Source organism: Actinomyces sp. SKVG-SVH-4(1), from assembly GCF_048514265.1.
Classification (GTDB): Bacteria; Actinomycetota; Actinomycetes; order Actinomycetales; family Actinomycetaceae; genus Actinomyces; species Actinomyces oris.
Genome location: NZ_JBGEVE010000001.1, coordinates 481,868 through 503,673, shown reverse-complemented (window position 1 = coordinate 503,673; position 21,806 = coordinate 481,868). Strand labels below are relative to the sequence as shown.

Genomic DNA, 21,806 nt, shown 5'->3' with positions numbered 1-21,806 from the left:
TCGACTTGCATGTGTTAAGCACGCCGCCAGCGTTCGTCCTGAGCCAGGATCAAACTCTCCAAACAAAACCAACAAAATTCAAGCCCCAACCAACCACAAACAGCCAGCCAGAACCCAAAGTCAGTACAACAGTCCAGAAAACCAGACCAGGCCCAACCCAACCCCAAAACAAGGGCCAGGCAAACCAAAACAAAACAAAACCCCAACAACCACACACAACCAAAATCATGCGCAGCCCCCAGGGCCATGGCATAAAAAACATGACACACTATCGAGTTCTCAAACAACACACCCACCGAGAACTTATCGTAAGGCATTTTGCCTTTCGCTTCGCTCTCAGAAGCGCCTGAGAAACTTTAGCGAGCCGGATTCTCTGAGTCAAACGAATGGGCGGTGACCCTCGTCTCTCTTCGGCTCTCTTCAGTTCTCAGTCCCCGGCCGGTCTGAGGAAATTCATCCTCCCCGTTTCGGGCCGGAGAGAACATTACGCACCGACCACCAACCCGTCAAACTGATGAGCGGTGACGGTGCCCACAAGGCATCGTCACCGCTCAACAACCGTGTTCGCAAGGTAAGGCTTTCCCTTGACGGTGGAGCCTAAACCGCACGTCCGACGGCCAGGTTCCGCCGTCCCTTGCGCACCAGCACCACTCCCCCGGCGAGCAGGTGCTCGGGACCGATGACCGCGGTCTCGTCGGCCACCTTGACGTTGTTGATGTAGGCCCCGCCTCCGGCAATGGTCTTGCGGGCCGCATTGCGCCCGCGCTCCAGCCCCGTACCCACGAGCAAGTCCACGATCGTGGTCTGTCCGACTGCCACGTCACCGGAGGCGAGATCAGCCGTGGCCGCCAGGATCGTCGCCTCATCGATGTCGGCGAGGTCGCCGCGGCCCCACAGTGCGGAGGTCGCCGCTTTGGCCTGGGCAGTCGCGTCGGCTCCGTGAACCCACGTGCAGACTTCGTGCGCCAGAACCCGCTGCGCCTCACGTGCCTTCGGGTTCTCGGCCGTCACCGCCTCCAGGCGCTCAATCTCCTCGCGTTCCAGGAAAGTGAAGACCTTGAGGAAGCGCACGACGTCGGCGTCGTCGACCTGGAGCCAGAACTGGTAGAAGGCGTAGGGGCTGAGCATCTCGGGGTTGAGCCAGATCGCCCCGCCCTCGGACTTACCGAACTTGGTGCCGTCGGCCTTGGTGATGAGCGGGTTGGTCATGACGTGGACCGAGGCGCCCTCGACCTTGTGGATGAGGTCCATCCCGCCCACGAGATTGCCCCACTGGTCGTTGCCTCCGACCTCCAGGGTGCAGCCATAGCGTCGGTAGAGCTCGAGGTAGTCGTTGGCCTGGAGGACCTGGTAGCTGAACTCGGTGTAGGAGATGCCCTCCTCGCTGGCCAGGCGCCGGGCGACGATGTCCTTGGAGAGCATGGTGCCCATGCGGAAGTGCTTGCCCAGGTCCCGCAGGAAGTCGATGGCGCTCATCGCCTGGGTCCAGTCCAGGTTGTTGACGATCTGCGCCGGGTTGTCCCCGCTGAAGTCGAGAAGGTTCTCGAGCTGTTCCTGCAGGCTGGCCGCCCAGCCTGCGACAACATCCTTGGTGTTGAGGCTGCGCTCCCCCTTGGCGCGCGGGTCGCCGATGAGGCCGGTCGCCCCACCCACGAGTGCCAGCGGACGGTGCCCGGCGAGCTGAAGATGGCGCATGACCTTGACGGCTACGAGGTGCCCGTGGTGAAGGCTCGGCGCCGTGGGGTCGAACCCGCAATAGAAGGTGACGGCCCCGTCGCTGAGCGCCGCTCGCAGCGCGTCAATGTCGGTGTGCTGGGCGATGAGCCCGCGCCACTGCAGTTCGTCCAGGATGTCCGTCACTGTCCAGTCGCCTTCCGTGGGTTGTCGTGCTTGCCGCACGCATGATCCCGGCGCGTCACGCTCGGGTCCGGCTGATACCTCCGGCGCAGATAGTCTGCCATGCTCCGGCTCGGCTTCCACGAAGAGGCCGGGCCACGGAGCCGTGAGCCGGATACGGGGAGCCTTCACGAGCCCTCAGTCGGGCGATCCCATATGAGGGTGTATCGGTAGTAGAAGCGCCGTCGCGTCCTGGCCCCGGGAAGCAGCCGGACTGCCGCCCTACGAATCTCGGCCAGGGACTCTCGTGGAACACGAGTGACCACACCGATGTCTGAGCTCTCCCGTCGCAGGGCACCGACCACGTGCAGAGGCAGGACGGCCAGTGCGGACAGCGTCCAGTCCCACAGGCTCTTGTTGGCGGCCAAGCCGACGACGATCAGACGCCCACCGGGTGCCACCAGCTGACTCAGCCTCACCAGGGCGGGTTCCAGTGGGAGGTGGTGCAGCGTGGCCACGCAGGTGACCGTCTCAAAGGTGCCGATGCGCTGAGGAAGGTCCAGATCCATGACGTCGTCGAGCAGCACTTCGGCCTGCGGAGTCCGTTCGAGACGTCTGCGCGCTCGAGCCACTGCCTGCTCGTCGGTTTCAAGTCCGACGGCGCACCGGCACACCGCCGCCAGACGTGCGAGCAGGAGCCCGTCACCGCATCCGACATCGAGCGCGCTTCCACCGCGCAGCGCCGCGTCCCGCACGATGCGCCGGTGAAAGGCGACGTTGTGGTTCCAGTAGTCACTGGCCACTGCGGGAGCCTGGTGGAGCAGCCGCCGTGGTCGGACCGGCTGTGTCGCTCGAGGTCTTGGGGCTCTCAGCCCGGTCGGTAGACGCAGCGGTTTCCGCGTTGGGCTGCGTCGCTGATCCGCGCGCTACGACGCCGGCTTCACGCAGCAGTGCCTCGCGCAGGTGGGGCACGGCAGCGAAGTACGCCTCATCGGCGTCCTCCACCAAACGCGTTGCCCGGGCCCCGACATCTCTCCCTGCCGCTGTCATGGTCACGATCCGGGCACGGGCGTCCTTGGGATCCGGCTGCCGCGACACCAGACCGGCCCGCTCCAGCCGGCGCAGCACCTGGCTGGTGGTCTTCACGTCCATTCCCGCCTGGGTCGCGACCATCACCTGGCTGGCCCCGTCCCCGTGCTCCTCGAGCCACTGCGTGCAGGCCAGGAGGACGAACTGGGAGTGTGTCAGTCCAACTGGCTCCAGGGCGGCAGCGATGTCTCGCTGCCAGGCCAGCGCGGCCCTCCACATGAGGAAGCCGGGGCTCGCCTCAGGACCCTGGAACCTTGTCTTCACATATCGACCCTAGCAGCCTCAACGAGCGAGTCGATGGCCTGCGGAAAGTCCTCGGCGATTCCCGGACCGATCGTCGGGCCTACATCGTCGGCACCGGGGCCGTCGATGTCGAGGCGGGTGGTCACAACGCTCTTCCCTTGTGTCTGCGCGGGTATGAAGGAGTGGGTGAAGGTCAGCTCCACTCCCCCGTAGGAGACCCGGTCCGCCTGGACATGAGGGGGTTCCCAGCGGATCACCGTGATCTCGATACTGTCCTGGCCCTCCGGAGTCATCGTGATCGAGGCGCCGGGTCCCACGGGCTCGCGCGGCTCGTAGCGATCTCCCTGGGGGAGCTCGATGTCACCGGAGAGAACCTTGATCCAGGTCTCCCACAGGACCTCCGCCGGGAGATCCACTGTCCGTTGGCACTCAGTCGACCACATGGCCGTCCCCTTCCTCGTCCTCCGCGCTCGGCGGTTCCGCACCACAAATAGTCTTTGCGACGATAATCTGTGTACCCATTATTAGCGGACAGGAGTGGCGTGGGCAAGTGGAGACCCATCGGAGTCGAGCTCGGCGAGGTTCAGCCCTGTGAGCGTCGCCTGGTGACGGCCGGCCGGTATGGCGAGACGGTGGGCTCTCCGTCCAGCCAGAAGCGCCACGGGAAGGCTTCTCCGTCTCCCCCGGGGCCGGCCACCCCGGTGCGCGGTCCGCGGCGAATGCGTCCGGCATCCGGTGCCTGCTGCGGCAGCGTCAGGCAGATGCGTGATCCCGGCCCGCCCAGCAGCGCGCCGTCGTCGGAGCGGTCCAGTCCCAGTGCGGCGCACAGTCTGGCCGGGCCACGGGCCAGGTCGCGGTCAGTGCGGGCTGCGGGGCGGCGTCCCCTGGCCTGCTCGAGCCCTTCGACGACCTCTCCCCCGCGCAGCAGCACCGCGCGTGAGACCCCGGCAGGTCCGGTGACGATGTTGAGGCAATGGTGCATGCCGTAGGTGAAGTAAACGTAGATGCACCCGCCGGCCTCGAACATGGAGGCGTTGCGCGCCGTGCGTCCCCGGAAGGCGTGGGAGCCCGGGTCCTTCTCGCCGCGGTAGGCCTCCACCTCGGTCAGGCGGATCGCGACACGCCCGGCCGAGTCGGCAACGGTGATGACGGCGCCCAGCAGCGCCGGGGCCGCCTCCAGACTGTCACATCTGAGCAGTGAGGCGACCTCGGCGCTCAGCTCGGTCGCCGTCTCTCTCACGCCATCACCCGGCATCGTCCTGCCGCCCCGGCTCAGTCCTGGTCCTCCTCGCCCCACCCCTCATCGGTCTCACTGGGCTCGGGCCACTGGGGACCGGCGGGGCCGTCCAGCAGGGAGCCCTCCCAGGCGAAGACTCGCAGCTCGGCGCTGCGGGCGATGGCACGGGCGAGTTGCTCCACCACACGCACCGGGGCGGTGCCGCCGTGCCCGGTACGGGCCGCCACCGAGCCCTCGGCTGAGAGGACCTCCCGCACCCCCGGGGTGAGCCTCTCATCAATGGCGGCGAAGTCGGCATCTGTCAGGTCCCACAGCTCAATGCCGCGCTTCTCGCACTCGCGCACGCAGGCACCGGAGATCTCGTGGGCGCTGCGGAATGGCACACCGTTCTTAACCAGCCACTCCGCGATATCAGTAGCCAGGGAGAACCCCTGAGGGGCGAGCTCCGCCATGCGCTCGTAGTGGAGGGTCATCGTGCTCACCATGCCGCTGACGGCCGGCAGGAGGACGGCCAGAGTGTCGACAGCATCGAAGACCGGCTCCTTGTCCTCCTGCAGGTCCCGGTTGTAGGCCAGGGGCAGGGCCTTGAGGGTGGCGAGCAGCCCGGTCAGGTCGCCGATGAGGCGCCCGGCCTTGCCGCGGGCGAGCTCAGCCACGTCCGGGTTCTTCTTCTGCGGCATGATGGACGAGCCCGTGGAGTAGGAGTCGTCCAAGGTGACGAAGTTGAACTCCTTGGTGTTCCAGACGATGACCTCCTCGCTCAGGCGCGAGACGTCCACCGCGACCATCGCGAGGACGAAGCTCAGTTCGGCGACGACGTCGCGAGCGGCGGTACCGTCGATGGAGTTCTCCACGGCCGCCTCGAAGCCGAGGTCGGCGGCCACGGCATCGGGGTCCATGCCGAGCGTGTTGCCCGCCAGCGCGCCGGAGCCGTAGGGGCTCACGGCGGCACGGGAGTCCCAGTCCTCCAGGCGCTCGACGTCACGCATGAGCGGCCAGGCGTGAGCCAGCAGCTGGTGGGCAACGAGCACCGGCTGGGCGTGCTGCATGTGGGTGCGTCCGGGCATGATGGCGTCGGAGGCCTGGGCGGCCTGGTCGATGAGGGCATCGACGACGTCGAGGATGAGTCCGGCAACGTGGCGGGCCTGGTCGCGCAGGTACATGCGGATGAGGGTGGCGATCTGGTCGTTGCGGCTGCGCCCGGCACGCAGACGGCCCCCCAGGTCGTCGCCGGCGCGCTCGATGAGGCCGCGCTCCAGGGCGGTGTGGACGTCCTCGTCGGTGGCCTCCGGGGCGAAGATGCCGGCGACGACGTCGGCCTCGAGACGCTCCAGGGCCTCCAGCATGCCGGACAGCTGGCCCGTATCCAGCAGACCGGCCTGTGCCAGGGCGCGGGCGTGGGCCCGGGAGCCGGCGATGTCGTAGCGGGCCAGGCGCCAGTCGAAGTGGGTGCTCACCGACAGGGCCGCCAGCGCGTCGGCGGGTCCTCCTGAGAAGCGTCCGCCCCACAGGCTGACGCCGGCGGGGGTCGCGTCCTGCTGAGCTTCTGAGGCGACGGTTTGGGCAGCGGATGGCTGAGCGGACTGGCTGGAGAACTGACTCATGGCTCCATCATGGCCCATCTGCCCGCACAGGTTCCTCAACGATCAGTCTGGACAGGCCCTGTCGTGGCTCGTAGACAAAACGACCCACGCAATCTTGAGGAAGATACGGAAGCGGGACCAGGACCAGCAACCCCGACCAACGGGAAGGAAGAAAGGCCTGTATCTCGGTTGGCACGCAATGCCATGATGAGCCAATGCCCGCCGAACAAGACGCACTTTTCCCAGGCAAGCAGTTCATCTCCACCGTGCTCGAGGCCCTCGAGACCAAGACCCGGATGACCGGGGTGATCGCCCACCGCTATCTCATGCGCGCGGCCATGGCCGGCATGATCGTGGCGGTCTTCTATATCGTGAACTACGCCATCGTCGGCGTCTTCGACGGCCTGCGCGTCGGAAACACCTCGCTGGCGGGGATCGGGAAGATGCTCGGGGCTCTGTCCTTCGGCCCCGCTCTCGTTTTCATCTACTACACGAAGTCCGAGCTGCTCACCAGCAACATGATGGTGGTGGCCATCGGCCACTACTACAAGCGGATCTCGACGTGGCGGGCCCTGAGGGTGCTGGTCATGTGCCTGGCCGGCAACTTCGCCGGAGGGCTGGTCTTCGCGGCCATGTACCGCTTCTCCACCCTCGTGGGGGCGGCAACCGGCGAGCAGGCCGTGCACTCCGTGGCCGCCAAGCTCCACTACCTGTCGTCGGCCTCGGGGATCGGGGACCTCTTCGTGCGGGCGGTCCTGTGCAACTTCATGATTAACCTGGCGATGCTCCTCATCTACAACGGCTTCATCCACGAGGACTGGTCCAAGATCTTCGCGATGCTCATCTCCGTGTTCGTCTTCGCCTTCCTCGGCCTGGAGCACTCCGTGGCCAACACGGTCCTGTTCACCGTCGTCGGCCTGACGCACGGGATCGATGTCCTGCCGGCGCTGGGGAACGTGGCTGTGGCCCTGCTGGGCAACTTCGTGGGCGGAGGGCTGCTGATCGGCGGCTACTACGCCTACGCCAATGACGACTCCCGCTGGCTGCGCCGCCAGCCCCACCACAACGAGGCGCAAGCGGCCACGTAGCCGAGTGCTTCGAGGTGGTGGGACCGGCGGTGCGGCTCAGTCAGAATCCCCGATCGTTGCCGGCGCGCACGTCGCGGGCGGCGGCGAGCTTGGACTGCATCCCGTAGATCTCGATGAATCCCCGCGAGGAGGACTGGTCGAAGGTGTCTCCGCTCTCGTAGGTGGCCAGGTTGAAGTCGTACAGGCCCGTCTCGGAGCGGCGCCCGTTGACGGTCGCCCGACCGCCGTGCAGGACCATGCGAATATCACCGTTGACGTAGCGCTGCGTATCCTCGATGAAGGCGTCCATGGAGCGCTTGAGCGGGGAGTACCACTGGGCCTCGTAGACGAGATCGGCCCAGGTCTGCTCCATGCTCCGCTTGTAGCGGTGCTGCATGCGCTCCAGGGTGACGGCCTCGAGCGCCCGGTGCGCCTCGATCAGGGCCACGGCGCCGGGGGCCTCGTAGATCTCGCGGGACTTGATCCCCACGAGCCGGTCCTCGACCATGTCGATACGCCCCACGCCCTGGGCGCCGGCCCTGCGGTTGAGCTCCTGAATCGCCTCCAGGGGGCTGACGTCGCGCCCGTCGATCGCTACGGGGATGCCCTCCTTGAAGGTCAGGATCACCTCGTCGGGCAGGGGCGGGTAGGCGGGGTCATCGGTGTAGACGTAGACGTCCTTGGTGGGGGCGTTCCACAGATCCTCGAGGTACCCGGTCTCAATGGCGCGGCCCCAGACGTTCTGGTCGATGGAGAAGGGGTTGTGCTTGGTGGTCTCGATCGGCAGGTTGTGCTTCTCGGCGTAGTCGATGGCTACGTCACGGGTCAGCGCCAGGTCGCGTACTGGGGAGATGCAGTCCATGTCGGGGGCCATGGAGGTGATGGAGACCTCGAAGCGGACCTGGTCGTTGCCCTTGCCGGTGCAGCCGTGCGCCACGGTGTGCGCGCCGAACTCGCGGGCGGCCTTGACCAGGTGACGGGCGATGACGGGGCGGGACAGGGCCGAGACGAGCGGGTAGGTCCCCTCATAGAGGGCGTTGGCCTTGAGCGCCGGCATGCAGTAGTCGTTGGCGAACTCGTCGCGGGCGTCGGCGACATAGGCCTCGACGGCGCCGCAGTCGAGGGCTCGCTGACGGATCACCTCAAGGTCCTCGCCGCCCTGGCCGACGTCGACGGCGACGGCCACAACCTCACGACCGGTGGCCTCGCCGATCCAGCCGATGGCGACGGACGTGTCCAGGCCTCCGGAGTAGGCCAGGACGACACGGTCCTTGTGGATGCTCAATGGGATCACTCTTCTCTTCGTGATGACGCCGCCGCAGCGGCGCCGAGGTGACTGGGGGATGTCAAGGGTGGTGGGGAGAGGTCAGGCTCGGGCCGAGGGGTCGGCCAGGGCGAGCAGGTGTCTGGCCACGTCGGCCGCGACCTGGGCGCCGCGGGTGATGACCAGGACGGTGTCGTCGCCGGCGATGCACCCCATGACGCCGGGCATCATGGCGTCGTCGACGGCCCCGGCGAGCAGCTGGGCGGCGCCGGCGGGAGTTCGCAGGACCACTTGGGGACCGGCCCACTCGGCGGTGACCAGCAGCTCGGCGCACCACCGGGACAGGCGGGCGGTGGTGTGGGCGCGCAGGGAGTCCTCGGTCTCCTCCGTCTCTAAGAGGGCACCAGTAGGGACCTGGCCGGGGGCACCGGCCTCGGGCATGGAGTAGATGAGTTCTCCGCCCGGGGCGCGGATCTTCGTGGCCCGCAGCTCCACCAAGTCCCGTGAGAGCGTGGCCTGAGTGGTGCTGATACCGCGCTGTGCCAGGGCCTTGCGCAACTCGGCCTGCGAGCGGATGCGTTCGCGCGACAGGATCTGGACGATGCTGGCGTGCCTGGCGGTCTTGGTCCCGGGCACCAGGGGGGCCGTTGCCTCCAGATCACGCTGAGAGGCCTCGATGGCGGCGCTCATGAACCGGCTTTCTCTGACTGTGCCCGAGCAAGAACCTCGGACAACGTGGTGGTGAACGCCCTGGCGTCATCGTCGGAGAGGATGAAGGGGGGAGCCAGGCGGATCGTGTCGGGGCGCGGCGCGTTGACGATGAAGCCGCGGGCCGCCAGGGCAGCGGCGATCTCAGCAGCGGGTGGGAGCCCGTCCTCCAGCCCGACGCCGAGCAGCAGGCCGCGGCCGCGCACCTGATCGACTCCGTCAACGGCTGCCAGCTGCCTAGACCAGGCCGAGCCGAGCTGCTGAACCCGCTCCAGCAGGGCCTGGCTGCGGATGGTACCGATGACGGCGAGGGCTGCTGCACAGGCCACCGGGTTGCCGCCGAAGGTGGTGCCGTGCTGCCCCGGCTCGAGAAGAGCGGCGGCCTGCCCAGTGGCGACGACTGCGCCGATGGGGATTCCTCCGCCCAGTCCCTTGGCCAGGGTGACGACGTCGGGGACGACGCCCGGGGCCAGCAGGTGGTGGGCCATCCAGGCGCCGGTGCGTCCCATTCCGGTCTGGACCTCATCGATGATGAGCAACGCGCCGGCGGCCTCGGTCAGCTCGCGGGCCGCCTCCAGGTATCCGGCGGGCAGCTCACGCACCCCGGCCTCGCCCTGAATGGGTTCGACGATGAGTGCCGCCACATCCGGCCCCAGCGCGGTGCGCAGGGCCTCGATGTCGCCGGCGGGGATGAACTCGACTCCTCCGGGCAGCGGCTCGAAGGGCTCGCGGTAGGCGGCCTTGTGGGTCAGGGCCAGCGCGCCCATGGTCCTGCCGTGGAAGGCGTCCTGGAGGGCCAGGACGCGGGGGCGCCGGCTCCCGCCGTGGCGGCGGGCGATCTTGAAGGCGGCCTCATTGGCCTCGGTGCCGGAGTTGGCCAGGAAGACGCGGGAGTCGTGAGCGGGACGGTTGGGGAAGGTGAGCCGGACGAGCTCCTCGGCGAGGCCGACCTGGGCGGGGGTGGTGAAGAAGTTCGACACGTGCCCCAGCTCGGAGAGCTGCTCGGTGACGGCCCGGACGATCGCGGGGTGCGCATGGCCCAGGCAGTTGACGGCGATGCCTGCCAGCAGGTCGATGTACTCCTGACCGTCGGCGTCCCAGACGTGGGCGCCCCTCCCCCGGACCAGGACCCGGCCCGGGGTGCCGAAGGTGTTCATGACGGCGTCGGTGTAGCGCGCCAGCCAGCCGGCGTTGCCGGTGCCGGGTCCCTTCGCCTCCGCGGTGGGTGCCGGTGCTTGCGAGGAGTGGGTCATAGGCTCTTGCCTCCGTTCAGTGGTGGGACCGGAGCGTCTCCGGGGTGGATGACGGTGCCGACTCCCTGGTCGGTGACGATCTCGAGCAGCATGCTGTGGGCCTGGCGTCCGTCGACGACGTGCGCCTGCGCGACTCCCCCGTAGACGGCCCGCAGGCAGGCCTCCATCTTGGGGATCATCCCGGCCTCGAGCGTGGGCAGGAGCTCCTCCAGCGCGGCGGTACTGATGAAGGGCACCAGTGTGCTGCGGTCTGGCCATGCGGAGTAGAGCCCCTCAACGTCGGTGAGCATGAGCAGGGTGCGGGCCTTGAGGGCCACGGCGATCGCGGCGGCGGCCGTGTCGGCGTTGACGTTGAGGACGGTCTCGGAGTCCGTCGTCAGCGGGGCGACCGAGGAGATGACCGGGATGCGGCCCTGGTCGAGCAGGTCGATGATGGGCTGAGGACTGACGTCGACGACGTCGCCGACCAGGCCGACGTCGACCTTGTTCCCGTCCACCGTGGCCAGCCGCTGCCGGGCTCGCAGGAGACCACCGTCCTCACCGCTGATGCCGACGGCGGCGGAGCCGTCGGTGTTGAGCAGGGAGACGAGCTCGCGCTGCACGGAACCGGTGAGCACCATGCGGACCACGTCCATGACCTCGGGAGTGGTGACGCGCAGTCCTCCGCGGAACTCCGAGGTGATGCCCAGCCGCTTGAGCATCGCGTTGATCTGGGGTCCGCCACCGTGAACGACGACGGGGCGCACCCCGACCTGGTGCAGGAAGAGGATGTCCTGGGCGAAGGCGCGTTTGAGCTCATCGTTGACCATGGCGTTGCCGCCGTACTTGATGACCATGGTGGCGCCCTTGTAGGTGCGCAGCCACGGCACGGCCTCCAGCAGGACGGATGCCTTGGTCTGTGGGTCGAGGGGGGTACGTTTCATGTCGTGTAGTCCGCGTTGATGGTGACGTATCCGTGAGTGAGGTCGTTGGTCCACACGGTGGCCTGGGCCGGGCCCGCAGACAGCTCGATGTCGATGCGGGTCTCGCGTGGGCTCATGTCCACCGCGTCCCGGTTGGGTTGGGGAGCGCCGTGGCTGAAGATCGTGATGCCGTTGATGGCGACGTCGACCTCGTCGGGGTTGAAGGGGCACACGTCCTCGGGCACGGTCCCCAGCTGGGAGAGGATGCGCCCCCAGTTGGGGTCGGCCCCGGCGACGGCGCACTTGAGGAGGTTGGAGGAGCTGACGGTGCGGGCTGCGGCCTCGGCGGCCTCCTCGCTGACGGCTCCGGAGACGGTGATGGCGATGTCGTGGGTGGCACCCTCGGCGTCGGTCACCAGGCGCCGGCCGAGCCGGCTCATCACCTCGGTGAGCGCCTCGTCGAGCTCGTCTTGGGAGGGCGTGGTACCGGAGGCTCCGGAGGCCAGCAGGAGAACCGTGTCGTTGGTGGACATGCACCCGTCGGAGTTGATCCGGTTGACGGTGCGCATCGTGGCGGAGGCCAGGGCGTCCTGCGCCTGCTCAGGGGTGAGGACGGCGTCGGTGGTGATGACGGCGAGCATGGTGGCCAACCCTGGGGCCAGCATGCCCACGCCCTTAATCATGCCGCCGATGGTCCAGCTCTGCTCGCCGGTACCGACCGTGAGGGCGTCCTCCTTGGAGACGGTGTCGGTGGTCATGATGGCGGTGGCGGCATCGGTACCGGCCTGAGGCGTATCGGCCAGGGCGAGGGCCGCGACGTCGACGCCCTCCAGGAGGACGGGCATGTCGATGCGCTCCCCGATGACGCCCGTGGAGCAGACCAGGACCTGGTCCGGTTCGGCGCCCAGCAGGCCGGCGGCACGGACAGCGGTGGCCTCGGTGTCCTCCAGGCCCTGGGCGCCGGTGCAGGCGTTGGCGCTGCCGGAGTTGAGGACGATGGCGCGGGCGTGGCCCGCCTGCCCGTCTTCCTGGCCGGCCAGGAGCCGGCGTGACCAGACCACGGGGGCGGCAACGACGCGGTTGGTGGTGAACACCCCGGCCGCGGTGTCCAGCGGCCCGTCATTGACGACGAGGGCGAGGTCGGGCTTGCCGGAGGCCTTGAGGCCTGCGCGCACGCCGGCGGCGCGGAAACCCTGTGCTGCGGTCACGCTCACGGTGCGACTCCTTGGGTGGTGATGGCGGTGGTCTCCTCCAGCCCGAGGGCGAGGTTGAGGGACTGAACGGCGGCGCTGGCGGTGCCCTTGCCGAGGTTGTCGATGGCGCACATGGCCACGACGGCCTCCGCACCACGGTCGATGGTGACCTGAACGGTGGCGGTTCCGCTCCCCAGGACGGTGCCGGTGGTGGGCCAGGTCCCCTCGGGCAGCAGCTGGATGAGGCTCTCGCCACTACCGGTGGCCCCGTAGGCGTTATCCCAGGCGGCTCGCAGGGCGACGTCGGGGTCAGGGGCCTCGCGCAGGGCGGCAGTCATGGGGGCGGTGACGGTGGCCAGGATGCCGCGGCTCATGGGGACCAGGACCGGAGTGAAGGACAGACGTGCTGCTCCGGCGGCGGCTCCGGCCACCTCCAGGTTCTGGACGATCTCGGGAATGTGCCGGTGAGTACCGCCGACGGCGTAGGGCTGCGCCGTCCCCAGCGCCTCGGCGGCGGTCAGGTGCGGCTTGAGCGCCTTGCCGGCACCGGAGTATCCGACGGCCAGCACCGCGGTCAGCCGTGAGGGGTCGAGGAGTCCGGCGGCGATGCCAGGCTGGACCGCCAGGGTGACGGCGGTGACGTTGCAGCCGGGGACGGCGATGCGCCTGGAGGCCGCCAGCTCCTCGCGCTGGGCGCGGGCTCGCGTCTCGCCGTGGTGCAGGAGCTCGGGCATGCCGTAGGTCCAGGCACCGGCGTAGTCCGAGCCGTAGAAGGCCTCCCACGCCTGCTGACTGGTCAGGCGGTGGTCCGCGCCGCAGTCGATGAGTAGCGGCGCGTTGCTGCCGCCCGAGGCGAGCTCCTCAAGGGCCGCCGTGATGGCTCCGGAGGCCCCGTGCGGCAGGGCCAGGACGACGACGTCGTGCCCGGCGAGGATCTCCGCCTCGGTGGGCTGGACGATGCGGTCCGCCAGGGACAGCAGGTGCGGATGGTGCTCACCGAGCCGACTGCCGGCGGACGAGGCCGCGGTGAGTGCGCCGACCTCCACCTTCGGGTGGGCCGTAAGCAGGCGCAGAACCTCACCACCGGCGTACCCAGTGGCTCCAGCAACAGCAACTGACCAAGTCATGCAGCAACCATACATCCGCATGCATAGAAATGCATTCATCGTCTGTTGCTGTGACTCATCTCCCCTCCGCCCTCAGGGCCGGGGACGCCAGGGACGCCGGGGGCTAGGAGCGGTCGCGGCGACTGGTGAGCGTGTCGTCATAGAGGGAGGTGGCGATGGCGTCGGCCCACTCGCGCACCTCGTCCCAGTTGCGGTAGTCACCCTCACTCGCTCCCCCGAGCTTGGCGATGGAGCGCTCGCGCAGGCTGAGCTTGGAGGGGTCGAAGCGGCCCGCGAAGGTCATGTGGTCCTCCGGGTCGATGGCCAGCAGCACCGGGCCGATGCGCATGGGGTCGGAGACCTTGCCCTTGGGCAGGCCGGAGAGCCCCACGGAGAAGGCCCACACGGGTCTGGCCCTGAGGACGTCACGGAAGCGCTCGGTGAAGTCGACGGCCTGCGGCGTCCACTTGGTCATGTAGACCGCGCTGCCCAGGACGAAGGCGTCATACTCCTCGACGCTGTCGACATCCTCGGGGCGCTTGGTCTCCACATCGATCTGGGCGGCCCGGAGCCGCTCAGCAATCACCGCGGCCACCTCATCGGTGGACCCGTGCTTGGAGGAAGAGGTCAGCAGGATCTTCATGCCGCCTAGTATTACCGAGACCACACCCGCTGTCCGAGATCCTCTGCTCGACAAAAGCCCTGAAGCAGCACTGACGGCCATGATGTGCATCACATCATGGCCGTCAGTGCTGCTAGAACAGCTGGCGGGACCTGCGTGGTTCAGCTGCGCAGCTCGGCTCCCAGGAGCTTGGCGGCGCGCTTGACCACGCGCTTGCGCACGCCGGCAGTCTCCTCGGCGGTCAGCGTGCGGTCAGGGGCCCGCAGCACCAGGGAGAACGCCAGCGACTTCTTGCCCTCACCGAGCTGGGGACCGCGGAAGACGTCGAAGAGGCGAACCTCTTCGGCCAGGTCCCCGGCGGCCTGCCTGACCAGGGCCTCGACCTCAGCGGCGGTGGTGGTCTCGTCGACAACCAGGGCGATGTCCTCCTTGGCCGCAGGGAAGGTGGAGACGGCCTTGACCTGGAGCGCCCCGGCATCGCGGGCGGTCTCCAGCAGCGGGCCGAGGTCGATCTCGACGGCGCAGGCCCGCTCGGGGAGTCCGAGCGCGCGGACGACCCGCGGGTGGAGCTCGCCGGCGTGGGCGACGAGCCTGCCGGGCTCGATCTCCTTGCCCCGACGTCGGCCAGGCAGGCGGATCTCCGCGGTGCGGCCGGGGTGCCAGGGGGCGTAGGGGTACTCGGGGGCGCGGACCTCGATCTTGACCCCGAGCGCGGCGGCCACGGTGCGGACCACCTCGACGGCGTCGGCCCAGTCCCAGGGCCGGCCGGCCCCGAGCACCCCGGAGCGCTCGTGCTCACCGGTCATGACGGCGCCGACGTGGGTGGGCTGGGCGGGAATGCCCGCCTCGAGGGCTGCCTCCTCGGACTGGCTGGGGCGCCCGGAGACTCCGGGGATCGGGGCGGGAACGGTACCGGCCGGGTGGGTGACGGAGCCGACCTCGAAGACGGCAACGTCAGTCAGGCCGCGCGAGACGTTGCGCCGGGCGACGTCGACCAGGGAGTCGAGCACGCTGGTGCGCAGGTAGGGGGCGTCCTCGGCCAGGGGGTTGGCCAGACGGACCGTCTGTCGGCGAGCGTCGTCGGCGGGAATCTCGAGCAGGTCGTGGATGTCCCCGATGAAGGGGTAGGACAGGACCTGGGTGAGTCCGGCGTCGGCCAGGGCGCGCACGATGTCGCGGCGGGCCCTCTGGTCGGCGCTCAGCCCCGTGCCGGCGGGGGCCGTGGGCACGATGACTGGGATGGCATCGTATCCGTCGAGGCGGGCGATCTCCTCGGCCAGGTGGGCAGGCCCCACCAGGTCCGGGCGCCAGGTCGGCGGGGTGACGGTCAGCAGGACGGTGCCGTCGTCGGCGGAGCCACCGCGCTCCACGGTGCATCCGATGGTGGTGAGCAGCTTGGCGACGCGCTCGGTTCCGTAGGCGACGCCGGTGAGGCGCTCGGCGGCGTCGGCGCGCATGGTGATGGGCTCGGGGGCCCGGGTGCGGTTGATGTCGGTGGCCACGGGCTCGGCGGTGCCGCCGCCGTACTCCACGAGCAGGTCAACGGCGCGCTGGGCGGCAATGGGGGCCAGCTCGGTGTCCACGCCGCGCTCGTTGCGCTTGGAGGACTCAGTGGGCAGCTTGTGGCGTCGCGAGGAGCGGGCCACGCTGACCGGGTCGAAGTGGGCGGCCTCGATGAGGACGTCACGGGTGTCGGCGTCGACCTCGCTGAGGGCCCCGCCGAAGACACCAGCCAGGACCAGGGCCCGTGAGCCCTCACCGTCCGGGGAGTCGGCGATGACCAGGTCCTCGGGGTCGAGGCTGCGGGTGACCTCGTCGAGGAACGCGAGGCGCTCGCCGTCCTTCGCCCGACGAACGACGATGGGGGCGGTGAGCTTGCCGGCGTCGAAGGCGTGCAGCGGCTGGCCCAGGTCGAGCATGACGTAGTTGGTGACGTCCACGGCCAGGGAGATGGGTCGCATGCCTGCGGCGGTGAGGCGGTCCTGCATCCAGGTCGGCGACGGTGCGCTCGGGTCGATGCCGCGCACGAGGCGGGCGACGTAGCGGTCGCATCCGGGGCGTCCGTGGATGGGTTGGGGATCCTCGGGGACGACGACGTCGTAGCCGCCCTGCCCGGCGCCGGCCACGCCGTTGGGGTACAGCCCCGTGTTGGTGGCGTCGGCGGGGTCGGTGAAGCGGGCGCCGGTGGAGTGGGAGTACTCGCGGGCCACACCGCGCATGGAGAAGCAGTAGCCGCGGTCCGGGGTCACGTTGATCTCCAGGACCTCCTCCCCCAGGCCGAGGATGCCGATGGCGTCGGTCCCGGGTGCGGGCGGCTCCTCGCCCTCGTGGCCGTGCTCGGCCAGCCACTGCTGGAGCACGATGATGCCGGAGTGGTCCTCCCCGATGCCGAGCTCGCGGGCCGAGCAGATCATGCCGTCGGAGACGTGCCCGTAGGTCTTACGCGCGGCGATGCGGAAGTCGCCGGGCAGGACGGCGCCGGGCAGGCAGACGACGACGTAGTCACCGACGTCGAAGTTGTGGGCGCCGCAGACGATGCCGCGGCTGGGCAGGTCGGAGGGCTCCTTGCCGGTGCCGGGGGCGTCGTTGTGCTCGGGGCCGACGTCGACGCGGCAGTAGTTGATGACCTTGCCGTTGGACTGCTCCTTGGCCTCGCGGGTGAGGACCTTGCCGACGACGAGGGGGCCGGTGACGGCCGGAGGAACGATGCGCTCCTCCTCCAGGCCCACGCGCACGAGGTCGGCGGCGAGCTGCTCGGCGCTCAGGCCGGTGGGGACGTCGACGTGCTCGCGCAGCCATTCAATGGGGACGTAGGGCATGTCAGTTTCCCTTTCCGGTGGTGCCGAACTGCTGGGAGAAGCGGATGTCGCCCTCGACGATGTCATGCATGTCGGCGATTCCGTGGCGCAGCATGAGGGTGCGCTCCAGGCCCATGCCGAAGGCGAAGCCCGTGTAGACCTCGGGGTCGATGCCGCAGGCGGTGAGCACGTTGGGGTTGACCATGCCGCAGCCTCCCCACTCGATCCAGCCTGCGCCGCCCTTCTTCTGGGGGAACCACAGGTCCATCTCGGCGCTGGGCTCGGTGAAGGGGAAGAAGGAGGGGCGCAGGCGGGTGCGTGCCTCGGGGCCGAACATGGCCTTGGCGAAGTGGTCCAGGACGCCCTTGAGGTGCGCCATCGTCAGGCCCTTGTCCACGGCCAGGCCCTCGACCTGGTGGAAGACGGGGGTGTGGGTGGCGTCGAGCTCGTCGGAGCGGAAGACCTTGCCGGGGCAGGCCACGTAGAGCGGGGGCTGCTGATCGAGCATGACGCGGGCCTGGACCGGGGAGGTGTGGGTGCGCAGCACGAGGTTGGCAGCCTGCCCCTCTCCGGCCCCGACGCTGGCGCCGTCGATGTAGAAGGTGTCCTGCATCTGGCGGGCGGGGTGGTCGGCGTCGAAGTTGAGGGCGTCGAAGTCGAACCACTCGTGCTCGACCTCCGGCCCCTCGGCGATGGACCAGCCCATGGAGGTGAAGAAGTCGCAGACCTCGTCGATGAGGACGTCGAGGGGGTGACGGGCACCGGCCTGCGTACGCGAGGTGGGGATGGTGACGTCGACCGCCTCGGTGCGCAGCATCTCCTCCTCGGCGGCGGCCTCGAGGGTCTCCTGCCTGGCGGTCAGAGCCTTGGCGATGCGCCCACGAGCGCCGCCCAGGAGCTTGCCGGCGGTGGGCTTGTCCGCCTTGTCCAGGGTGCCGATGAGCCGGTTGGCCAGGGTCAGGGGCGAGGCGTCGCCGGTGTGGGCCAGGCGGGCCTCCTTGAGCTCGGCGAGGGTGCCGGCTGCGGCGAAGGCGGCCAGGGCCTCCTCGACGGCGGCGTTGATGCCGTCCTCGTCCAGGGGCGAGAGCGCGCCGGGAGCGTCAGTCATATTGCGGTGCCTTCCACCAGGTGTCTCAGGAGTTGTCCGCCCTTAAGGGTAGTCCGCGCCGTCGCGTGGGTGTGAATCGTCCCGTCACCGGGGTGGCGCGGTGACCGCTGCCCAACTCGGTCGTGGGTTGGGCATGGGTTGGTTCTGGGCTTCGACGAGGTTGCCGCTACGTGGGACTTGACGGTGACGTGACGTCACCTGCTGTCATGGATTCATGCACGTCAAGGAGCTTGCCCGGATCGCCGGAACCACGCCGAGGGCGGTGCGCTACTACCACCACCTGGGCCTGTTGGAGATTCCGCCCACGGTGCGCGGGCGACGCGAGTACGGCGTCGAGCACGTGGCGCGCCTGTTGCGTATCCGGTGGTTGGCCGACGGCGGGCTGTCGCTGACCCAGGTGGCGGAGATGCTCGCCTCGGACACGATCGGCACCGATCAGGACTCCCGTCGTGAGGCGGTGCTGCGCGATCTGCGGGCCACGCGGGGCACGATCGAGGCGCATCAGCGCAGCCTGGCCGAGCAGGCCTCCCGGGTCGATGAGCTCATCGCCCGGGTGGAGCGCGGTGAGGGCCTGTCCCCCGCTCCCAGCGCCCTGACCCGTTTCTATGACGACATCGAGGCCCGGATCACCCGGCTGGGCGGCAATGTGCGCGGCCTGCGGGCTGAGCGCCAGATGATGGTGGTGCTCGCCTCTCTGGGCATGGTGCCCGACAGTGCAATCCCCTTCATCGAGGTGCTCGATGAGGCTGATCGCGAGCTGTCCGCCCAGCAGGTCGCGGACTTCGCCCGTCTGGCCACGCTCAGCGAGGCCGAGGGGCGCGCTGAGGCGCACCGGCTCGCACAGAACAGCTGGAGGCTGGCGTGCCGCCACAAGGAGCACGCCCTGGCCGTCCTGAACGACCTTCCCTCGGGCGCTCTGGGGCGCGCCATGTGGCGACTGACCCATGTGCTGACCACTTCCAGCTACCCCCATCCTGCTCAGCAGGCCTTCGTGGCTGAGCTCATCGAGCTCATGCTCACCGATCCGGACTTCGCCGCAACGATCCGCCGCTCGGCGGGAGAGGAGCCAGTGCTGTGAGAGTCAAGAGCGCCAGGGCGCAGAAGGCAACGAGTATGTCAGCAGCGATGTCCCGCTCGGGTACGGATGAGCCCACCACGGACTCCGCTCCGGCCGCCGTCCGCGACCTGGGCGCCGGCGGCGAGCCGCCGGTGCGTGTGTGCGGCTTGGTCAAGCGCTTCGGGCGCTTCAGGGCGCTCGACGGCCTGAACCTGACGGTGGAGGCGGGCAGCGTCCACGGCTTCCTCGGCCCCAACGGGGCGGGGAAATCCACCACGATCCGCGTCCTGCTGGGGCTCTACCGGCCCGATGGTGGAAGCGTGAGCGTGCTGGGCAGCGAGCCGTGGCGGCAGGCCGCGCTCATCAACCGGCAGGTCTCCTATGTTCCCGGTGACGTGGCGCTGTGGCCGGCCCTGACCGGTGGCCAGGTGCTCGACGCCCTGGCCGGGCTGCGCGGCTCTCGCGACGCCGAGCTGGAGGCCGAGCTCATTGAGCGCTTCGACTTGGATCCGAGCAAACGGGTACGGACCTATTCCAAGGGGAACCGGCAGAAGGTGGCGCTGGTGGCCGCCCTGGCCGCGCCCACGAGCCTGCTGGTGCTCGATGAGCCCACCAGCGGCCTGGATCCGCTCATGGAGCGGGTCTTCACCGAGGAGGTTGCCAGAGCCGCTGCCGAGGGCCGCACGGTTCTGCTCTCCAGTCACATCCTGGCCGAGGTCCAACACCTGTGCAGTGCGGTGACGATCATCAAGGACGGCCGGGTCGTCGAGCAGGGCGACCTCGGGACCCTGCGGCGGTTGTCGCGCACCCGCATCGAGCTGGGGGCCGCAAGCGACAAGCTCGGCACCGTCAGGCAGGCGGTGGAGGCCCTGGGGCTCGACGTCGTCGAGGACGGTGGCCGCCTGAGCCTTGAGGTGGCGGCGGAGCAGGTGCCGACGGTGCTGAGCCTTGCCGGTGAGCATCGGATCCAGGACGTCACCTGCGAGCCAGCCAGCCTGGAGGATCTCTTCCTGCGTCACTACGAGGAGGCATGATGAGCGCCGCATTGAGCACAGCAGCAGGCAAGACGGCACCGAACATCAGCTCCGGCGCGCACGGCACCCTGGCCGGCTGGGACGCCTACCTGTGGATTCTGCTCAGACGATTCCGGATTCAGATCGTGGCCTGGCTGGCGCCCCTGTGGCTGTTGGTCGGTGTCACCGCGCCGAGCTACGAGAGCGTCTACCCCTCATTGGCGACCCGGACGGTGCTCATCGAGCAGATGCGCAAGTCTCCGGGAACGCGCCTCCTCTACGGCTATGTCCCATTGCCCGGCCGGCTCGGTCAGCTCCTGCAGTGGGAGACGGGGACCTTCCTGCTCGTGTGCACCGCACTCATGGCGATTCTGCTGACCTGCCGGGTCCTGCGGGCCGATGAGGATGAGGGGTTCGTCGAGGTTCTGCGCGCCACGGGCGCGGGCAGGTCGGTTCCTTTTCTCGTACCGGTGGCCCTGGTGTGGGTGGTGGTCGGCGCCCTGTCTGCGGGGGTTGGTGGCCTTCTGACCTGGCAGACCGGGAGCATCGAGGAGCTGACGGTGAGCGGGGCCTGGGCACTGGCCGGGACGATCTGCGTGACGGGCTGGGCGTTCTCGGCTATCGCGGCAGTGGCCTGCCAGCTGGGTCGTCAGGTGGGCCAGGCCAGGGGCTTGTCCATGCTGGTGCTCGCACTCGCCTTCGCGATGCGGGTGAGCGCCGACCAGATCTCCGACGGCACCGACTCGGACTGGCTCCGGTGGCTGACTCCCCTGGGGTGGCGCGACCTCGTGCGCCCTTACACCGATGACCGGTTCGCGGTGCTCCTGGCTTGCTGCGCCATCGCCATCGCTGTGATGCTCAGCGCCGCAGTGCTCGCCGCGCGCCGTGAGTACCTGGACGGCTACCTGCCCGACCGCAGCTCGTCTCGGCGCCGGTGGCGGGTGCGGGGGCACATGGATCTGCTCGGGCGCCTGTCATGGCGGAGCCTCGTCGGCTGGGCCCTGGCCTCGACGGCTCTGGCACTCCTGTACGGCTCGGTGTCCGGCAGCATCAAGGATCTGCTGGCCCCCGGTTCTCCGACAGCTTCCTGGGTCGGCAAGATGGCCGTGGGGTCCCCGGTGGAGCAGTTCATGTCCCTCATGACGGTGGTCACGACGCTGCTTGTGGCCGTGGCGGCAGTGCGACGGGTGAACGGGTTGGCGGGCCTGGAGCGCGCGGGACTGGTGGAGGTCGAGCTGGCCGTCGGGGTGAGTCGTGGCCGAGTGCTCCTCTCCCAGGTTCTGTGCGCACTGATCGAGTCAATCGTCCTGCTGCTGGTCTCGGCGACGGTTCTGGCGGCGACGACGGCGACTCAGCTCACCGACGACCACGCCGTGGCGCGATCCTTCATGTTCACCGTGAGCCAGCTGCCCGGCATGGTGGCAGCCATCGGGATCGCGACGGCCCTGGTGGGTCTGGCGCCAAATCTGGCCGGCCTGTCCTGGGCGGCCGTCACCTGGAGCGCTTTCGCCCAGTTCTTCGGCGGACTCGTCGAGCTCAAGGACTGGGCCAAGGATCTCAGCGTGCTCGGCCACCATCTCGACGTCGTCGGAACCCCGGACTGGAAGCCCTTATCCGTCCAGGCCCTGGTTGGCCTCATCGGCATCATGATCGGGCTGGTCGCCTACACCCGACGCAACCTGCCCGCCTGACGACGAGCCCGCCCTCTCTCACCTCGTCATCTCGCC

At 68.9% G+C, this 21,806-nt stretch carries 19 protein-coding genes and 1 rRNA gene; 4 read left to right on the top strand and 16 right to left on the bottom strand.

What is annotated here, in order from left to right; all coding sequences use genetic code 11:
- The 7 genes from AB7V09_RS01990 to argH form a co-directional block, all read right to left on the bottom strand.
- Nucleotides 1–65: ribosomal RNA gene (locus AB7V09_RS01990) — 16S ribosomal RNA — on the bottom strand; the annotation flags it as partial.
- Nucleotides 66–597: 532 nt separating this feature from the next.
- Entirely contained in the window at nucleotides 598–1,860 is a 1,263-nt protein-coding gene (gene tyrS / locus AB7V09_RS01985; protein ID WP_419142769.1) for a tyrosine--tRNA ligase, read from the bottom strand.
- Nucleotides 1,861–2,024: 164 nt separating this feature from the next.
- Entirely contained in the window at nucleotides 2,025–2,639 is a 615-nt protein-coding gene (locus AB7V09_RS01980; protein WP_419142768.1) for a class I SAM-dependent methyltransferase, read from the bottom strand.
- Entirely contained in the window at nucleotides 2,629–3,189 is a 561-nt protein-coding gene (locus tag AB7V09_RS01975) for a MarR family winged helix-turn-helix transcriptional regulator (RefSeq protein ID WP_070511196.1), read from the bottom strand. The genes AB7V09_RS01980 and AB7V09_RS01975 overlap by 11 nt, the downstream gene beginning before the upstream one ends.
- Nucleotides 3,186–3,611, bottom strand: a complete 426-nt coding sequence (locus AB7V09_RS01970) for a hypothetical protein (protein ID WP_419142767.1) — start codon at nucleotides 3,609–3,611, stop codon at nucleotides 3,186–3,188. Before AB7V09_RS01970 ends, AB7V09_RS01975 begins: the two co-directional genes overlap by 4 nt.
- A gap of 140 nt (nucleotides 3,612–3,751) precedes the next feature.
- The gene (locus tag AB7V09_RS01965; protein WP_419142766.1) at nucleotides 3,752–4,423 is read right to left on the bottom strand and encodes a DNA-3-methyladenine glycosylase; all 672 of its coding nucleotides are present in this window, start codon (nucleotides 4,421–4,423) and stop codon (nucleotides 3,752–3,754) included.
- Between the two features lie 17 nt (nucleotides 4,424–4,440).
- Nucleotides 4,441–6,027, bottom strand: coding sequence for an argininosuccinate lyase (gene argH / locus AB7V09_RS01960; RefSeq protein WP_419142765.1), 1,587 nt, complete (start codon nucleotides 6,025–6,027; stop codon nucleotides 4,441–4,443).
- Nucleotides 6,028–6,203: 176 nt separating this feature from the next.
- Here argH and AB7V09_RS01955 point away from each other — a divergent pair, with 176 nt between their 5' ends.
- Entirely contained in the window at nucleotides 6,204–7,076 is an 873-nt protein-coding gene (locus AB7V09_RS01955) for a formate/nitrite transporter family protein (RefSeq protein ID WP_419142764.1), read from the top strand.
- 40 nt (nucleotides 7,077–7,116) lie between these two features.
- Here AB7V09_RS01955 and AB7V09_RS01950 read toward each other — a convergent pair whose 3' ends face one another.
- From AB7V09_RS01950 to pheS, 9 genes are all read right to left on the bottom strand, one after another.
- Nucleotides 7,117–8,340 carry an argininosuccinate synthase gene (locus AB7V09_RS01950; protein WP_040321337.1) on the bottom strand — a complete coding sequence of 408 codons (1,224 nt, stop codon included), beginning with the start codon at nucleotides 8,338–8,340 and terminating at the stop codon, nucleotides 7,117–7,119.
- 81 nt (nucleotides 8,341–8,421) lie between these two features.
- Nucleotides 8,422–9,009 (bottom strand): arginine repressor, encoded by a 588-nt coding sequence (locus tag AB7V09_RS01945; protein WP_003786195.1) that lies wholly within the window; start codon nucleotides 9,007–9,009, stop codon nucleotides 8,422–8,424.
- Entirely contained in the window at nucleotides 9,006–10,280 is a 1,275-nt protein-coding gene (locus AB7V09_RS01940) for an acetylornithine transaminase (protein WP_419142763.1), read from the bottom strand. Before AB7V09_RS01940 ends, AB7V09_RS01945 begins: the two co-directional genes overlap by 4 nt.
- Nucleotides 10,277–11,203, bottom strand: coding sequence for an acetylglutamate kinase (argB, locus tag AB7V09_RS01935; protein WP_009747525.1), 927 nt, complete (start codon nucleotides 11,201–11,203; stop codon nucleotides 10,277–10,279). Before argB ends, AB7V09_RS01940 begins: the two co-directional genes overlap by 4 nt.
- Nucleotides 11,200–12,396 (bottom strand): bifunctional glutamate N-acetyltransferase/amino-acid acetyltransferase ArgJ, encoded by a 1,197-nt coding sequence (gene argJ / locus AB7V09_RS01930; protein ID WP_419142762.1) that lies wholly within the window; start codon nucleotides 12,394–12,396, stop codon nucleotides 11,200–11,202. The genes argB and argJ overlap by 4 nt, the downstream gene beginning before the upstream one ends.
- Nucleotides 12,393–13,502: an N-acetyl-gamma-glutamyl-phosphate reductase gene (argC, locus tag AB7V09_RS01925; RefSeq protein WP_419142761.1), complete on the bottom strand. Its 1,110-nt coding sequence runs from the start codon at nucleotides 13,500–13,502 to the stop codon at nucleotides 12,393–12,395. The genes argJ and argC overlap by 4 nt, the downstream gene beginning before the upstream one ends.
- Nucleotides 13,503–13,605: 103 nt before the next feature.
- Nucleotides 13,606–14,124 carry a flavodoxin domain-containing protein gene (locus AB7V09_RS01920; protein ID WP_419142760.1) on the bottom strand — a complete coding sequence of 173 codons (519 nt, stop codon included), beginning with the start codon at nucleotides 14,122–14,124 and terminating at the stop codon, nucleotides 13,606–13,608.
- Between the two features lie 140 nt (nucleotides 14,125–14,264).
- The gene (gene pheT, locus AB7V09_RS01915) at nucleotides 14,265–16,922 is read right to left on the bottom strand and encodes a phenylalanine--tRNA ligase subunit beta (RefSeq protein ID WP_419142759.1); all 2,658 of its coding nucleotides are present in this window, start codon (nucleotides 16,920–16,922) and stop codon (nucleotides 14,265–14,267) included.
- 1 nt (nucleotide 16,923) lies between these two features.
- Complete coding sequence (gene pheS / locus AB7V09_RS01910) at nucleotides 16,924–18,009, bottom strand: phenylalanine--tRNA ligase subunit alpha (RefSeq protein ID WP_419142758.1); 1,086 nt, start codon at nucleotides 18,007–18,009, stop codon at nucleotides 16,924–16,926.
- A gap of 214 nt (nucleotides 18,010–18,223) precedes the next feature.
- Here pheS and AB7V09_RS01905 point away from each other — a divergent pair, with 214 nt between their 5' ends.
- From AB7V09_RS01905 to AB7V09_RS01895, 3 genes are read left to right on the top strand one after another with little or no spacing between them, the layout of a single operon-like run.
- Complete coding sequence (locus AB7V09_RS01905) at nucleotides 18,224–19,087, top strand: MerR family transcriptional regulator (RefSeq protein ID WP_009405552.1); 864 nt, start codon at nucleotides 18,224–18,226, stop codon at nucleotides 19,085–19,087.
- Nucleotides 19,084–20,100 (top strand): ABC transporter ATP-binding protein, encoded by a 1,017-nt coding sequence (locus AB7V09_RS01900; protein ID WP_009406461.1) that lies wholly within the window; start codon nucleotides 19,084–19,086, stop codon nucleotides 20,098–20,100. The genes AB7V09_RS01905 and AB7V09_RS01900 overlap by 4 nt, the downstream gene beginning before the upstream one ends.
- Nucleotides 20,100–21,770: an ABC transporter permease gene (locus AB7V09_RS01895; protein ID WP_009406324.1), complete on the top strand. Its 1,671-nt coding sequence runs from the start codon at nucleotides 20,100–20,102 to the stop codon at nucleotides 21,768–21,770. The genes AB7V09_RS01900 and AB7V09_RS01895 overlap by 1 nt, the downstream gene beginning before the upstream one ends.
- Nucleotides 21,771–21,806 lie beyond the last annotated feature (36 nt).

Excerpts from the sequence above, each read along its gene's own strand:
- argC (WP_419142761.1), bottom strand. The coding sequence starts at position 13,502 with ATGACTTGGTCAGTTGCTGTTGCTGGAGCCACTGGGTACGCCGGTGGT.
- AB7V09_RS01920 (WP_419142760.1), bottom strand. The coding sequence starts at position 14,124 with ATGAAGATCCTGCTGACCTCTTCCTCCAAGCACGGGTCCACCGATGAG.
- AB7V09_RS01945 (WP_003786195.1), bottom strand. The coding sequence starts at position 9,009 with ATGAGCGCCGCCATCGAGGCCTCTCAGCGTGATCTGGAGGCAACGGCC.
- argB (WP_009747525.1), bottom strand. The coding sequence starts at position 11,203 with ATGAAACGTACCCCCCTCGACCCACAGACCAAGGCATCCGTCCTGCTG.
- pheS (WP_419142758.1), bottom strand. The coding sequence starts at position 18,009 with ATGACTGACGCTCCCGGCGCGCTCTCGCCCCTGGACGAGGACGGCATC.
- AB7V09_RS01955 (WP_419142764.1), top strand. The coding sequence starts at position 6,204 with ATGCCCGCCGAACAAGACGCACTTTTCCCAGGCAAGCAGTTCATCTCC.
- pheT (WP_419142759.1), bottom strand. The coding sequence starts at position 16,922 with ATGCCCTACGTCCCCATTGAATGGCTGCGCGAGCACGTCGACGTCCCC.
- argH (WP_419142765.1), bottom strand. The coding sequence starts at position 6,027 with ATGGGCCATGATGGAGCCATGAGTCAGTTCTCCAGCCAGTCCGCTCAG.
- AB7V09_RS01965 (WP_419142766.1), bottom strand. The coding sequence starts at position 4,423 with ATGCCGGGTGATGGCGTGAGAGAGACGGCGACCGAGCTGAGCGCCGAG.
- AB7V09_RS01905 (WP_009405552.1), top strand. The coding sequence starts at position 18,224 with ATGCACGTCAAGGAGCTTGCCCGGATCGCCGGAACCACGCCGAGGGCG.
- AB7V09_RS01970 (WP_419142767.1), bottom strand. The coding sequence starts at position 3,611 with ATGTGGTCGACTGAGTGCCAACGGACAGTGGATCTCCCGGCGGAGGTC.
- AB7V09_RS01895 (WP_009406324.1), top strand. The coding sequence starts at position 20,100 with ATGAGCGCCGCATTGAGCACAGCAGCAGGCAAGACGGCACCGAACATC.
- AB7V09_RS01940 (WP_419142763.1), bottom strand. The coding sequence starts at position 10,280 with ATGACCCACTCCTCGCAAGCACCGGCACCCACCGCGGAGGCGAAGGGA.